This is a genomic window from Haloferax sp. S1W, assembly GCF_044593955.1.
Lineage (GTDB): Archaea > Halobacteriota > Halobacteria > Halobacteriales > Haloferacaceae > Haloferax.
Genome location: NZ_CP172595.1, coordinates 2,546,730 through 2,559,918, shown reverse-complemented (window position 1 = coordinate 2,559,918; position 13,189 = coordinate 2,546,730). Strand labels below are relative to the sequence as shown.

Sequence of the window (13,189 nt, the reverse complement as noted above, 5' to 3'; positions counted from 1 at the left end):
ATGCCCCTCGAAGAATTCAAACTCCCCGACGTTGGCGAAGGCGTCGCAGAAGGCGAACTCGTAACGTGGCACGTCTCTCCCGGAGACGAAGTAACCGAAGACCAGGTGCTCGCCGAAGTCGAGACCGACAAGGCACTCGTCGACGTGCCGTCCCCGTTCAACGGGACGGTCAAGGAACTGCTCGCCGAGGAAGGCGAGATGGTTCCCGTCGGCAACGTCATCATCACCATTCAGGTCGGTGACGACGGCGAAGTCGAGGAAACGGCCGAAACCGAGGCCGAGGCAGACACCGACGAATCCGCCGAAGCAGAATCTGAAGGCGACGCTGGCGGCCGCGTGTTCGCACCGCCGAGCGTCCGGCGTCTCGCCCGCGAACTCGGCGTCGACCTCTCGACCGTCGATGGCTCCGGCCCGAGCGGCCGTGTGACCGAAACCGACGTGCGAGCAGCAGCCGAGTCCGGTGCCGAAGCATCGACCGAAGCGGCAGAGACCGCCGACAGTGCGGGGTCCATCGACAACGGCCAAGCGTCGGTGCAGACCACCGACAGCGCGGCTGTGACGACCGAGAGCGCCGACCGCGAGAAGACGCTCGCCGCACCCGCGACCCGCGCGCTGGCGCAGGAGGAAGGCATCGACATCAACGCCGTCCCCGCGTCGGAGACGCGCGACGGGCAGGCGTTCGTCTCCCCCGAAGCCGTCCAAGAGTACGCGCAAGCGCAACAGCAGGCGCAGGCCGCAGACGCACAGGCAGTCTCCGCCGAGCCCGAGGCGGGTACCGCGACAGCCGAGACCGGTCCCGTCGCTGGCGAGCGCGTCCCCTTCAAGGGCGTCCGTAAGGCCATCGCCGACCAGATGCAGCGCTCGAAGTACACCGCGCCGCACGTCACCCACCACGACGAGGTGGACGTGACGGAACTCGTCGAACTGCGAGAGCAACTCAAGCCTGTCGCCGCGGACCGCGACACGAAGCTCACCTACATGCCGTTCGTGATGAAGGCGGTCATCGCGGCGCTGAAGGACTTCCCGTACATGAACTCGCAACTCGACGAGGAGAACGAGGAAATCGTCCTCCGCGACGAATACAACATCGGCGTGGCCGCCGCGACGGACGCCGGACTCATGGTTCCGGTCGTCCACGAGGCGGACCGCAAGGGCATGCTCGACATCGCCGACGAGATGAACGAACTCGTCGAGAAGGCCCGCAACCGCAAGATTTCGCCCAGCGAGATGCGCGGCGGCACCTTCACCATCACCAACATCGGTGGCATCGGCGGCGAGTACGCCACGCCAATCATCAACTACCCCGAAGTGGCAATTCTCGCGCTCGGAGCCATCAAGGATAAGCCACGGGTGATTGACGGTGAAATCGTGCCACGAAAGGTGCTCACGCTCTCGCTCTCGTTCGACCACCGCATCGTTGACGGCGCACAGGGTGCGCGCTTTACGAACCGCGTGAAGGAACTGCTCGAAGACCCCAAGCTGTTGGTGCTCGAATAATGGTCGTTGGAGATATCGCGACCGGAACCGACGTACTGGTCATCGGTGCCGGACCGGGCGGCTACGTGGCCGCCATCCGCGCCGCACAACAGGGGCTCGACACCACGCTCGTCGAGCGCGACGCCTACGGCGGGACCTGCCTGAACTACGGGTGTATCCCCTCGAAGGCACTCATCACGAGTTCCAACCTCGCCCACGAGGCGGGGCACGCCGAGGAGATGGGTATCCACGCCGACCCCGTCGTCGACATGTCGCAACTGCGCGACTGGAAGGACGGCGTCGTGGACCAACTCACCGGCGGCGTCGAAAAGCTGTGTAAGGCAAACGGCGTCAACCTCGTCGAGGGAACCGCCCGGTTCAAAGACGAAAACGCCGTCCGCATCGCCCACGGCGGCGAAGGGCAGGGTTCCGAAACCATCGAGTTCGAACACTGTATCATCGCCACCGGGTCGCGCGTCATTCAGATTCCCGGCTTCGAGTTCGAAGACGAACACGTGTGGTCCTCCCGCGACGCCCTCGCGGCGGACACCATCCCGGACCGCCTCGTCGTCGTCGGCGGCGGCTACATCGGCATGGAACTCTCCACGACGTTTGCCAAACTCGGCTCCGACGTGACCGTCGTCGAAATGCTCGACGACATCCTGCCGGGCTACGAGTCCGACGTTGCTCGCGTCGTCCGCCAGCGCGCCGACGACCTCGGCATCGACATGCACTTCGGCGAAGGTGCGAGTAGCTGGCGCGAAGAAGACGACGGCATCATCGTCACCACCGAACTGGAAGGCGGCGAAGAAAACGAGTACCGCGCGGACAAGGTGCTCGTCGCCGTCGGCCGCGAGCCGGTCACCGATACGATGGAGCTCGAAAACGCTGGCATCGAGACCAACGAACGCGGCTTCATCGAAGTCGACGACTTCCGCCAGACCGACGTGGAACACATCTACGCCGTCGGTGACATCGTCGACGACACGCCGATGCTCGCTCACGTCGCCTCCAAAGAAGGTATCGTCGCCGCCGAACACATCGCTGGCGAACCCGTCGCCTTCGACAGTCAGGCCGTCCCGGCCGCCGTCTTCACCGACCCCGAAATCGGCACGGTCGGCATGACCGAAGCGGAGGCCGAAGAGGCTGGTTTCACCCCCGTCGTCGGCCAGATGCCCTTCCGCGCGTCCGGTCGTGCACTCACCACGGGCCACGCGAACGGGTTCGTCCGCATCGTCGCCGACGAGGACTCCGGGTTCGTCCTCGGTGCCCAAATCGTCGGCCCCGAGGCGTCCGAACTCGTCGCTGAAATCGCCCTCGCGGTGGAGATGGGCGCGACGCTCGAAGACATCGCCTCGACCATCCACACCCACCCGACGCTCGCCGAAGCGGTCATGGAGGCCGCAGAAAACGCGCTCGGGCAGGCGATTCACACGCTGAATCGGTAGATTCAGCGAAGAAAAGCGGCTTTTTTACGCGGTCGAATCGGCGTCGAGTTCCGGGTCGAAGAGGTCTTCGACGCGACACTGGAAGTACGCGGCCAGTTTGAACGCCAGTTCCAGCGAGGGGTCGTAGCGCTCGCGTTCGATGGCGTTTATCGTCTGTCTCGTGACGCCGACCGCTTCCGCGAGTTCACCCTGACTGAGATTCGACTCTTCGCGGTACGACCTCACGGCGTTCTTCATGGGCGGTAACGAACCCAGAAGTAGCTGAGGCCGAAGATGACGAACACCGAGATATAGCCGTACAGCGCACCGTGGACCATCGGTGGAACGTCCACCAGACCGAGGTGCGTTCCAAGCCGAGCGGTCGACGCGCCGACGACGAGGAGCGCCCCAGTGAGCGTCATCGTGAGTTGACTCGCCCGCCGGTCGATTGCTTTGTCTCGCTCGTCGAAGAGGGTAATCGAGGTTCCCTTCCAGACGACGAGCGCGCCGACGATGCCAACCCAGTAGACTGCTTCACTGAGGACGTGGTAGTCGAGGACTCTGAGCCCGAGTCCCACGGCGACGCCGCCGAGGAGGAACGCGTACATCAGGTACCGATACCGCCGCTGTTTGGAGAGCCGAGGTGTCGAGCGTTGTTGGACCTGTGTCATGGTTGTGTGCAAAGCACCGTGTGTAAAGCGTGCTTTACAGTAAAGTATGCTTTACACACCCACTTAGTCGTTTTCCCGACAGGTTCGACCGAAGCTTCGGAGACAGCCGCACCGCTCGCGGGTCACAAACAGTCGAAAACAGTCGAGAACAGCGCTGCGAACCGCTCAGTCGTCGATTTCCTCAGCCGGTATCCCAGTTCACTCGTTATCTAACCACCACAGTCCCAGCATCGTCCCCACCACTGCCACGGTGGCAGGAATCGATTTGTCGACGCCCAGCGTTCGGAAATCGAAGAGAATCACACCCTCGAACTGGGCGGCGACGAGGAGGACCACAAAGACGAAGCCTGCCACCCATAGCTCGGGTGTGTTTACGTCACTAACTGACATGGAACCCCATACAACGGCAGGTATGATAAATGTTAGCAGAGGCCAGATTACGACTCGTCGTCGGCGTCGAGGATGTTGTACCCCTCGAACACCTTCCCGAGACGGTTCATCGAGGAGACGACCACGTCACAAGCCGGGCGGACGGCGTCCTTCGGGACGAAGCCAACCGAGAGACCGGCGATTTCGAGCATGGGAAGGTCGTTTGCGCCGTCGCCGACCGCGACGGTTCGGTCGAGTGGCACGTCGTGTTCGGCGGCGTGGTTTTCGAGCGCGGTGTCTTTCGTCCCCTCGATGAGCGAGCCTTCGACGTCGCCGGTGAGGCGACCACCCTGCACGGGCAGGCGGTTCGAGACGATGTCGTCGACTTCGACGCCCTCCTTTTCGAGTGCGCGCTGGACGCCGCGTTCGAACCCGCCGGTGAAGATAGCGACGTGGTGGCCGTAGTCGCGGAGGCGCTGGATGAGGTCGGCCGCGCCGGGGCGAAGTTCCACCTCACCGTAGGCCTCCTCGGCGAGTTCCTCGTCGAGTCCTTCGAGGAGGCGAGCGCGCGAGCGCAGACTCTCCGCGTAGCTAATCTCGTCGTTCATGGCGCGTTCGGTGATGTCGGCCATCTCGTCGGCGGTACCGTTGCGTTCGCCGAGCAGGACGGTCATCTCCGAATCCGAGAGCGTGCCGTCGAAGTCGAAGGCGATGATTCGCATACGTGCCCGTCGTTCCCGTGGGGTTTCAAAGCTTCCGCGTCGGCAGAATCACGAACTTCCCGACACCGATTTGATACGTGTAGAATCGTGCTAGACAGACACATTGTTACCAAATCGGCCGTTGTGACAACCCTTAACCCACATGAGTATCTCCGTACGCGCATGAAGGTACTCGTCACGGACCCGATTGCCGACGCGGGTCTGGACCGGTTACGAGACGCCGGTTACGAGGTAGAGACCGCCTACGAAGTCGAAGGTGACGCACTGCTCGAAGCCGTCTCCGACGCGAACGGACTCATCGTCCGCTCCGGAACGCAGGTCACGTCCGAGGTGTTCGAGGCGGCACCGGACCTCGTCATCGTCGGCCGTGCCGGTATCGGCGTCGACAACATCGACATCGAGGCTGCAACCGAACACGGCGTCATCGTCGCCAACGCGCCCGAAGGGAACGTCCGCGCGGCCGCCGAACACACCGTCGCGATGGGCTTCGCCGCCGCGCGCTCGATTCCGCAAGCACACGTCCGCCTGAAAGACGGCGAGTGGGCCAAGTCCGACTACCTCGGCAACGAGGTCAACGGAAAGACGCTCGGCGTCGTCGGTCTCGGCCGCGTCGGACAGGAAGTCGCCAAGAAGCTCGGCTCGCTCGGAATGGATATCGTCGCGTACGACCCGTACATCGGTCAAGAGCGCGCCGAACAGCTCGGTGCAGAACTCGTCGAATTCGACGACTGTCTCTCCCGCGCCGACTTCCTCACCGTCCACACGCCGCTGACGTCCGAGACGGAAGGTCTCATCTCCACCGACGAACTGGCGACGATGGGAAGCGGCTACCTCATCAACTGCGCCCGCGGTGGCGTCGTCGACGAGGCGGCCCTTGCACAGGCCGTCGAAGATGGTGTCCTCGACGGTGCGGCAGTTGACGTGTTCGCCGACGAACCCGTCTCCGCCGACAACCCGCTTCTCTCTGTGGACGACATCGTCGTCACGCCGCACCTCGGCGCGTCCACCTCGGCCGCACAGGAGAACGTCGCCGTCTCGACGGCCGACCAGGTCATCGCCGCGCTCCGCGAGGAGCCCGTGATGAACGCGCTCAACGCGCCCTCGGTCGACGAGAGCGCCTTCCCGCGCATCCGTCCGTACATCGACATCGCGGAGACGGCAGGCCAGATTGCCGCACAGCTCCTCGACGCCCGTATCGGCGAAGTCGAAGTCAGCTATCAGGGTGACATCGCTGCCGAAGACGTCGAACTCGTCACGGCCTCCGCACTGAAGGGCGTCTTCACGCCGCTCGAATGGCAGGTCAACGCCGTCAACGCCCCGCAGATTGCGAAGGAACGCGGCATCGACGTGACCGAGTCGAAGTCCCGCCAGTCGGAGGACTTCCAGAGCCTCGTCGAAGTCACGGTCCGCAACGGCGAAGACGAGATGACCATCGCCGGGACGCTCTTCGCGGGCGAGGATCCGCGCATCGTCCGCATCGACGGCTACCGCCTCGACGCCATCCCGCACGGGACCATGCTCGTCGCGCGTAACTACGACAAGCCGGGTGTCATCGGCTTCATCGGCACCATCCTCGGTGAGAACAATGTCAACATCGCCGGGATGTTCAACGCTCGCCGCGCGAAAGCCGGCGGCGAAGCACTGACTGTCTACAACCTCGACGACGCGATTCCGGACGACGTCCGCGAAAAGCTCCTCGACGACGAGCGCATCATCGATGTGGACGTCATCACGCTCTGAGCGGTCAGTACAGACCCAGCGCTGACAACACGCGGGCCATCACGCGGTTCGACACCGACCGTGCGGCGGCCCACCCGCGCTTCCGTGACGATTTCTTTGGAGATTGCTTCGAGGACTGCTTCAGAGATGCGTTGCTCGACGACGACCGCGATTGCAGTTCACCGACGATTCGTTCGTAGCGGTCGATAACGTCCTGTTTGTCTTCGTAGGCAGCTTCAAGTTGTGACCTGAGTTGCGCGTTGGTCTCGCGGAGCGCCTCGTTCTCGCGCCGGAGCGACGACACGTCGGCACTGGGAGACGGTGTACTTGGTGACGCCGTGCGAGGATTGGGTGACGCCGTGCTGGGCGACGCCGTGCTGGGCGACGCTGTGCTGGGCGACGCTGTGCTGGGCGACGGTTCCTGACGGTACGTTTCATCGGTCTCGGCCCCTGTTTCGGTCGTGTCCGACCCGTCAAGCGGGTACGTTCGCGACCCAGAACCGTCCCGACTCACGGTTCCGGTCGGCATGCTGGAGAGTGACATCGTGTGGGACAACGTCCCACAGAATGAAAAGGATGTGTCAGACGGGCAACTGACGCGCGTCGGTCGCGCGGTACGTCGCCGGGTCGGGGAGCGACTCGCCGAGGAACCGAGTCGAAGAGTTACTCGCCGAGGAGTTCGAGAACCGCCGCGGTGTCGTTTTCGACGGGTTCGGGGTCGTTGCCCGCCTCGAACGCCGCGTCGGGGTCCTTCAGCAGGTGCCCGGTCGTGAGACAGACGACCGCTTCGTCCTCGTCGACGACGCCCTCGGCGCGGAGTTTTCGCAGGCCTGCGACCGAGGCGGCGGAGGCGGGTTCGACACCCACGCCTTCGGCGGCGAGGTCGCGCTGCGCGTCGGTGATTTCCTCGTCGGAGACCGAAACGGCCGTGCCACCCGTCTCGCGGATACCGGGGAGCGCCTTCGGCGCGTTGACGGGGTTGCCGATGCGAATCGCGGTTGCTTTCGTCTCGACTTCGTCCCAGCGGCGCGTATCGTCCCAGCCGTTTTCGATGGCTTCGACCATCGGCGCGGCACCCTCGGCCTGCACGCCCGTCAGTTTCGGCACGTCCTCGGCGTCGAGCGCGCCCGACTGGACGAGTTCGCGGAACGCCTTGTAGAGCGCCGAGGTGTTGCCCGCGTTGCCGACGGGGAGGACGATACGGTCTGGGTAGGTGCCGTAGTCGTCGTAGAACTCTTCGAGAATTTCGAGGCCGATGGTCTTCTGTCCTTCGAGGCGGAAGGGGTTCAGCGAGTTGAGGAGGTACACCTCACCGCGCGCGGCGAGGTCCTGTACGATGTCGAGACAAGAGTCGAAGTTGCCGTCGACTTCGAGGATGCGCGCGTCGTGGAGCGCGGCCTGTGCAATCTTCCCGGCGGCAACCTTTCCGGAGGGCAAGAGGACGAGCGTTTCCATGCCGCCGCGGGCACCGTAGGCCGCGAGGGCCGCAGAAGTGTTCCCGGTCGAGGCGCACGCGAGGCGGTCGACGCCGAGTTCCTTGGCGACGCGGACGCCGACGGTCATCCCGCGGTCCTTGAACGACCCGGTCGGGTTCATCCCCTCGTGTTTGATGCGGAGCGTCTCGACGCCGACATCTTCTTCGAGGCGAGGGACGCGGTGTAGTGGGGTCGCGCCTTCGGGGAGGGAGACGCCCTCCTCGAACGGCAGCGCCGCGTTGTAGCGCCAGACGCCGCGGCCCTCGAAGTCGTCCCACGTCGGGGGCGTGGCGTAGCGGACTTCGAGGAGTCCGTCGCAGTCGTCGCAGGTGTAGCGGATATCCTCGAACGGCGCGAACTGCGCGCCGCACTCGATACATTCGAGCCAGGTCCCATCGTCGGCGACGGATGGCTCCTCGGGGGTGGGTGCCGTGAGTTCGAGGCTCATTGCTCGGGCGGTGGCACCAGAGGGATAAAAGCGGGTGGGTTCGGGCGGCACCTGCCGACCCCGAGAACCGGGTTGGAACCGGGCGTTCGCGTCGCTTACGACTCGCCGAAGGCGTCGATGCGGGCGTGAACCTCGTCCGCCCAGTCGTCGAGGGCGGCGTGCATCATCTCTTTCGCCTCCGGGAGCGGCGTCGCCGTGTACTGGTAGACGTATCCGCCGGGGTCGAGCAGTCGGCGTTTACGCTCGGCGAGTCCCTTGTCCAGAAGCGTCGTCAAAGAGCGGTTCACGTTACTTCGGTCCCGGTCGAGAACGTCCGAGAGTTCCGCAACGGTGCTTCCGGGGTTGTCGAGAAGTGCGAGATACGTCCGGCTCTCGTGGCTCTGGATGCCGAAGACACACGCGAGGACGTGCCCGAAGTCCGGGTCGTCGGTCTGTATCAGGTCATCCATATCCGGTGCATCGGCCATGCACATCTGTATGGGGTGCGCCGGATTAAACCCTCACCTAGAGGCGAACTGACTGAGATGAGAGGGTTACCTACTCATCTTTCGCATATCCCATCTTCATCACGCACGTACGCATCCCGTCTTCGTCTTCGTGTTTGTGGAGCGTCGTCGGCGTGTCGCAGTAGAAGATAGACCCGTCGTGGCGGAGCGTTACCTCGTGGACGCCACCGAGCATCTCGGCTTCGACGACGACGCGGTGGCCCTCGCGGAGTGCATCGAGAATCTCGTCTGCCGTCAGTTCCCCGGACTCGATTCGAAGCGGTTCAGGCATACCGGACCAACACGGCCGAACAGTATCAGTATTGTTGAACCAAAGCAGTCGTGCATGAGAAAAATCAGACCGTGGCAAGCCGACGGAATGCTTCGCGCCCGGTCCGGGAGACGGCCCGTAAGAGTAGGGTGACGATGGGGGACGGCCCGGAGGAACAGGGTGACGATATCACTGGAGCGGGTGCGACTCGGTCAGTTCGTCGTCGATTTCGACTGCTTGTCCTCGTCGGTCACGGGCGTCTCGACGCCCTCTGCGGCCTCCGCGATTTCGGTCTCTTTTTCGGTGTCGATGTGCCAGCGGTCGACCTCGTCTTCGAACTGTTTCAGCGTCTCGGAGACCTTCTCTTTCAGGTGGTCGTCGTTGACGTTCACCTCGAAGACAAACACCTCTTCGCCCGTCCCGCGGCCGACGCGCTGGATGTTGGCGCTGATGAGTTCGTTGTCGAAGTAGTACGGCGCGAGTTGGGTCATCACCTTCCGGTAGACGGTGTCTTCGACCTTTCGGAGCGCCTTCCGCCCGACGGAGTCGGCGGCGCGAGCGACGTAGTTAATCGAGTCTTGCCACGACTCGACGGCACCCTCGTTGTCACCTTCTTCGACCTTCTCGTAGGAGCGCGACAGCTTTTCGCCCGCCGTCTTGAGGTCGTCGTTCGGGGTCTTGCCAGCCTTCTCGCCCTCGCCCTCGTCGACGCTGGCCTGCTTCGCCGTCTTCTCGTTCACATCCTCACCGAGTCGCTCGTGGGACTTGGGTCGCCACTCGTTCCAGTCGGTGAACGCGTCACCGTCGACGCCGGCATCGTGGAGCGCCCGGGTGATTCGCTCCCCGTGTTCGACGACTTCGCCCCAGGAGCCACGGCGCTTGAACCCGGAGATGCTCTCTTCCATGTCGTTGACGGAGGTAGGTGCCCCACGGTAAAAACTCTCCGAGGGAACTGGTCGTGTTGGTGCGCTAGCGTCTACCGTAGATAATCCGCTCTGCGACGGCGTCGAGTCGACTCATGAGACCTCCAACCCACGCCGACGGCGACGCCATCCGGAGTTCGGACTCGTCGAGTTCGATTCGCTCGTCGTCGAACGGGTCGTGACCCTCGCTCGAAGTCGCGTCGACGACGGTCGTCATCGAACACCGACCGCACGATTCTCGATTCGTCCCTGCCATATGATACCATTCGTGATAGTCTCGAATAAGTGTTGGTTTCTTCGCAGTCGCGACGGGCTTATAGGGTCGAACGTGGTGCACCGTGACATGGGATACCGAGTCGTAGAAACGGACACCGTCGAGCCACTTCCCGACCGGCCGTGTGAACTTCGCCGCATCGGTGCCGAGGCCGGAGCCGAGACGTTCGCACTCAACTACTTCCGAGCAGCACCCGGCGAACAGGTGCCGCTGATGTATCACTCCCACACCGAGCAACAGGAAGGGTTCTACGTGCTCTCGGGGACGCTGTTCGTCGACACTCCCGAGGAAACGTTCGAAGTCCCGGCCAGCGGCCTATTCGTTGCCGACTCCGAGAGCCCCCACCGCGCGCACAATCCGGCAGACGCGACCGACCCCGTCGAACTGCTCGCCATTGGTGCACCCGCGGTGTCGGGAGACGCACAGCGATTCGACCCCGACGACGAATGAGTGAGACAGACCACGCCGAAAGAGAGGAAGACGGTCTCGAACCCACCGAGGCGGAACCACAGGTTCCGGACGCCCCCGACTGGGACGACAAGTTCCTCGACCGTGTCTCGGACCGCCTCATGTTCAACTACGACTTGGAACAGGACTACGTGGCCCGCGGCGAGCGGTTCGACCTCTTCGGGTCGATGCGGATGGAGTCGCGCAAGCAGTTCGTCCACCCCTCTATCAACTACGCCAACCACCACGCGAAGGAGTATCTCTTCGCCCGCCGCGTTGACAGTGCGACCGTCGCCGAACTGGAGCGTCTCGTCGAACTGGGTCACACACTCGCCGACGAGTGGGTCGACCCGAGTCCGGAACACTTCGGGACGGACTTCACGTTCGTCCTCGTCGCGCCGGACATCCCCGCCGACGTTCACGACTTCGTGTCCGACTTCTCGGACCGGACGCTCATCAAATTCGGCTACCACGGCCACTACGAGATAAACGTTGCCGTGGTCGCCCCCGAAAACGAGGCGGCCATCGCAAGCCGAAACGCCGACTCGGTGGGCGCGTTCACCCTCTGGTCGGATGTCGCACCCACGAGTTCGACCGGCCTGATACGACGACTCGTCGACCGACTGCGCCGCTAAAAAAGACCGCTCGGAATTCTGTCAGTCGTCGCTGGGCGTCGGCCGACCGCCGGACGACTCCCGCACGTCCTGAATGTTCTCGTATCCCATCTTGGCGAGCGAGAGCGCCAGATAGATGAGGATGAACGCGAGGACGATTTGGACGACAGCCGAGACCATCGCCACGGGGTCGGCCGACGCCATCCACTTGTCGTTCATGAACTTCGCGTAGATGTTGTCGTGGACGGCCAGCCACAACAGGCCGAGACTCGTGATAGTCACCATGAGCGCCATCGGCGCGCCGGTACTGAGGAGCTGCTTCGAGTCGTCCCAGTTGGCCAGCCAGACGGTGGCCGTCAAGAGTGCCAGCGCGGCGAGCAGTTGGTTCGCGCCGCCGAACAACTGCCAGAGGGTGAGCCACGACCCACTCGTGATAAGGACGTAGGCCGGAAGCGTCTGTATCGCGGCGTTACTCCAGCGGTTAGTCGCAACCGACTCCAGTTGCGTCTCGGGCGTCCCGACGATTTCTTCCATCATGTAGCGACCGAGGCGAACTGCTGTGTCGGTCGACGTGAGCAGGAAACTCACGAGAACGAGCGCCATGAACGGCCCGCCGAACGAAGCCGGGATGCCGAAGCTCGTGAGGAGGATACCGCCGCCTTGGGCGAACGTGGGAAGTGCGAGGCCGATACCATCACCCACGTCGGGAGCGACGATAGCGACCGTTACGAGCGCGACAGTGGCGAGCAGTCCCTCACCGAGCATGCCGCCGTAGCCAATCGCCCGCGCGTCGGACTCCTTGTTCAGTTGCTTCGACGTCGTCCCCGACGAGACGAGCGAGTGGAAGCCGCTGATTGTCCCGCAGGCGATGGTGATGAAAAGCAGTGGGAAAAGCGGCGTTCCGGTTCGACCCATGAAGCCGTAGAACGGTTCGAGGTTCGTCACGAGGGGTTGCGACGACCCGCCGAAGAGCGTGCCGACGATAACCGCGAGGAGCGCTCCGCCGACGCCCGTATAGAGCAGGAACGACGAGAGGTAGTCACGCGGTTGCAGAAGCACCCACACGGGAAGGGCGCTCGCGAGCGCACCGTAGATGAGGATAATCGGTACCCACGCCGCCGCGTTGGCGCTGAACGCCTCCGCGACGGGAAGCCACGACCCGCCGCTGCCGAACAGGACGAACGTCGATGCCGGTGCGCGCGCCGCGGGTTCGAACAGCGCAAACGGGAACTGGATACCCGCGTAGACGCCGATGAACATCGCTGCGACGAATCCGACCGTCCCCGGCAGGAACGGCAGGTTCAGTTGGTAGAGGTACATCCCGAAGAGGACGGCAAGCGCGATATAGACCAGACTCGCTGTCGCCGCTTCCGGATAGGCGTTGAAGACGATAGCCACGACGAGGGCGAACACCCCGACGACGAGGATAATCGTCAAGAACGCGAACCAAAGCAGCATGTTCTTGCCGCGCTCGCCGACGTACTCGCCGATGATGGACCCGACTGACTTGCCTTCGTGTCGAAGACTGCTCGACAGCGACACGAAGTCGTGAACGCTGCCGAGAAGCGGATTCCCGATTGCTATCCACGCGAGTGCGGGGAGCCACCCCCACACCACACCCGCCGTAATCGGCCCGACAATCGGCGCGCCGCCTGCGATACTCGAATAGTGATGCCCCAGTAAGACCGGCTTTTTCGCCGGTACGTACTCCTGTCCGTCTTCGTACTTGTGTGCGGGTGTCTCTCGACTATCGTCGAGTTCGACGAACTGCGCGAGGTAACGCGAGTAGCCGAAATACCCAACCGTAAACATCGCAAGTACTGCGACGACCAACCAGATGACTTGTACCATGGTATTGTGCCCCATTG

The 13,189-nt window shown here is 63.5% G+C and carries 16 protein-coding genes; 5 read left to right on the top strand and 11 right to left on the bottom strand.

Annotated elements, in window-relative coordinates; translation table 11 throughout:
- Both ACH9L7_RS13470 and lpdA read left to right on the top strand, forming a co-directional pair.
- Complete coding sequence (locus ACH9L7_RS13470) at window positions 1–1,497, top strand: dihydrolipoamide acetyltransferase family protein (RefSeq protein ID WP_396611211.1); 1,497 nt, start codon at window positions 1–3, stop codon at window positions 1,495–1,497.
- Window positions 1,497–2,924 (top strand): dihydrolipoyl dehydrogenase, encoded by a 1,428-nt coding sequence (lpdA, locus tag ACH9L7_RS13465; protein WP_396611210.1) that lies wholly within the window; start codon window positions 1,497–1,499, stop codon window positions 2,922–2,924. Before ACH9L7_RS13470 ends, lpdA begins: the two co-directional genes overlap by 1 nt.
- A 24-nt stretch (window positions 2,925–2,948) precedes the next feature.
- On the opposite strand, the gene ACH9L7_RS13460 is transcribed toward lpdA, so the two are convergent.
- From ACH9L7_RS13460 to serB, 4 genes are all read right to left on the bottom strand, one after another.
- Window positions 2,949–3,161, bottom strand: a complete 213-nt coding sequence (locus ACH9L7_RS13460) for a helix-turn-helix transcriptional regulator (RefSeq protein WP_396611209.1) — start codon at window positions 3,159–3,161, stop codon at window positions 2,949–2,951.
- Window positions 3,158–3,574, bottom strand: coding sequence for a DUF2178 domain-containing protein (locus tag ACH9L7_RS13455; protein WP_396611208.1), 417 nt, complete (start codon window positions 3,572–3,574; stop codon window positions 3,158–3,160). Before ACH9L7_RS13455 ends, ACH9L7_RS13460 begins: the two co-directional genes overlap by 4 nt.
- A gap of 198 nt (window positions 3,575–3,772) precedes the next feature.
- Window positions 3,773–3,964 carry a hypothetical protein gene (locus ACH9L7_RS13450; RefSeq protein ID WP_396611207.1) on the bottom strand — a complete coding sequence of 64 codons (192 nt, stop codon included), beginning with the start codon at window positions 3,962–3,964 and terminating at the stop codon, window positions 3,773–3,775.
- A gap of 47 nt (window positions 3,965–4,011) precedes the next feature.
- Window positions 4,012–4,665 (bottom strand): phosphoserine phosphatase SerB, encoded by a 654-nt coding sequence (gene serB / locus ACH9L7_RS13445; RefSeq protein ID WP_396611206.1) that lies wholly within the window; start codon window positions 4,663–4,665, stop codon window positions 4,012–4,014.
- Window positions 4,666–4,827: 162 nt separating this feature from the next.
- Here serB and serA point away from each other — a divergent pair, with 162 nt between their 5' ends.
- Complete coding sequence (serA, locus tag ACH9L7_RS13440) at window positions 4,828–6,405, top strand: phosphoglycerate dehydrogenase (protein ID WP_396611205.1); 1,578 nt, start codon at window positions 4,828–4,830, stop codon at window positions 6,403–6,405.
- Between the two features lie 4 nt (window positions 6,406–6,409).
- On the opposite strand, the gene ACH9L7_RS13435 is transcribed toward serA, so the two are convergent.
- The 6 genes from ACH9L7_RS13435 to ACH9L7_RS13410 form a co-directional block, all read right to left on the bottom strand.
- Complete coding sequence (locus ACH9L7_RS13435; RefSeq protein ID WP_396611204.1) at window positions 6,410–6,928, bottom strand: hypothetical protein; 519 nt, start codon at window positions 6,926–6,928, stop codon at window positions 6,410–6,412.
- A 119-nt stretch (window positions 6,929–7,047) separates the two neighbouring features.
- Window positions 7,048–8,307 carry a threonine synthase gene (thrC, locus tag ACH9L7_RS13430; protein WP_396611203.1) on the bottom strand — a complete coding sequence of 420 codons (1,260 nt, stop codon included), beginning with the start codon at window positions 8,305–8,307 and terminating at the stop codon, window positions 7,048–7,050.
- Window positions 8,308–8,402: 95 nt separating this feature from the next.
- Window positions 8,403–8,774: a helix-turn-helix domain-containing protein gene (locus tag ACH9L7_RS13425; protein ID WP_396611202.1), complete on the bottom strand. Its 372-nt coding sequence runs from the start codon at window positions 8,772–8,774 to the stop codon at window positions 8,403–8,405.
- A 70-nt stretch (window positions 8,775–8,844) separates the two neighbouring features.
- Complete coding sequence (locus ACH9L7_RS13420) at window positions 8,845–9,084, bottom strand: hypothetical protein (RefSeq protein WP_396611201.1); 240 nt, start codon at window positions 9,082–9,084, stop codon at window positions 8,845–8,847.
- 191 nt (window positions 9,085–9,275) lie between these two features.
- The gene (locus ACH9L7_RS13415) at window positions 9,276–9,968 is read right to left on the bottom strand and encodes a DUF5828 family protein (protein ID WP_396611200.1); all 693 of its coding nucleotides are present in this window, start codon (window positions 9,966–9,968) and stop codon (window positions 9,276–9,278) included.
- Between the two features lie 64 nt (window positions 9,969–10,032).
- Window positions 10,033–10,242, bottom strand: a complete 210-nt coding sequence (locus ACH9L7_RS13410) for a hypothetical protein (RefSeq protein ID WP_396611199.1) — start codon at window positions 10,240–10,242, stop codon at window positions 10,033–10,035.
- An 87-nt stretch (window positions 10,243–10,329) separates the two neighbouring features.
- Between ACH9L7_RS13410 and ACH9L7_RS13405 the strand changes: the two genes are divergently transcribed.
- Both ACH9L7_RS13405 and ACH9L7_RS13400 read left to right on the top strand, forming a co-directional pair.
- Window positions 10,330–10,710: a cupin domain-containing protein gene (locus ACH9L7_RS13405; protein ID WP_396611198.1), complete on the top strand. Its 381-nt coding sequence runs from the start codon at window positions 10,330–10,332 to the stop codon at window positions 10,708–10,710.
- A complete protein-coding gene (locus tag ACH9L7_RS13400; RefSeq protein WP_396611197.1) occupies window positions 10,707–11,342 on the top strand; it encodes a hypothetical protein in 636 nt (211 codons plus the stop codon). Before ACH9L7_RS13405 ends, ACH9L7_RS13400 begins: the two co-directional genes overlap by 4 nt.
- Before the next feature lie 21 nt (window positions 11,343–11,363).
- Here ACH9L7_RS13400 and ACH9L7_RS13395 read toward each other — a convergent pair whose 3' ends face one another.
- A complete protein-coding gene (locus tag ACH9L7_RS13395; protein ID WP_396611196.1) occupies window positions 11,364–13,172 on the bottom strand; it encodes a carbon starvation protein A in 1,809 nt (602 codons plus the stop codon).
- Window positions 13,173–13,189 lie beyond the last annotated feature (17 nt).